The organism is Bartonella sp. AA126HLJHH (assembly GCF_042197425.1).
GTDB lineage: Bacteria > Pseudomonadota > Alphaproteobacteria > Rhizobiales > Rhizobiaceae > Bartonella.
Genome location: NZ_JBHIRU010000113.1, coordinates 1 through 769, shown reverse-complemented (window position 1 = coordinate 769; position 769 = coordinate 1). Strand labels below are relative to the sequence as shown.

Below are 769 nucleotides of genomic sequence, written 5' to 3'. Positions count from 1 at the left end.
ATAAGCCGTAGGCCAATTGTAACCAATCACTGTACTAATGGGGTCTAACATATGACCTTGTATGTAGATATAATTTTTTTCGCCATCGCTTAGATAATCTACTGTATTGGCCATCGATTGCATGTGAGCAGCCGCTCCAACAAGATAGAAGTCTGTTTTCTTGGCTACACTGTGGATACCATGTTCTTGCAAGTCATTTGCTCCATTGCGTATTGTTAAGGTACCCCGGCTATGCCCACTAACAATAGCATTGTCATTGCCATAACGATAGATAAAATCTTGGAACTTCTTGGTCGAATTACTCAATCCCCAAGTGCTACCCTCCCAAAACTTTTGATAATATGCTACCCCTAATTCTACCAGCACATCATCAGCTTGGGGAAAATATGTAAAATAAAGGGGACCATTTTTATTAACAGCCAATTGGACAGCATTACCCGCAGCATCATCTGGTGAATTAAAAATGCCATTGTAGAACATATAAACAGCACCATTAGGGCCTTTTTGTAAATGCTTTTCTTCCTCTGGCTTTAAAAAGTGATACAGAGTGATATATTTTCCATCACGGCCTTTTATAGGTTTTCCATTTTCATCGGTTAAATAGAGGACATTGCCATTTTCATCATGCGCAACCTCACCTACTGGATGGTCAACATAAAATGCCATTTTACGAACCCCATCCCATATATCAAACCATTCATCTACCCATTTATTTCTCATACCTAAACGATTACGCAATATATCCTCAAGCGGTGCGACATCTAGCTGT

Annotated in this window: 1 pseudogene; it reads right to left on the bottom strand. The window is 39.5% G+C overall.

The window, feature by feature from the left end:
• Positions 1–769 (bottom strand): annotated as a pseudogene (locus tag ACFIQC_RS10020) (filamentous hemagglutinin); the annotation flags it as partial.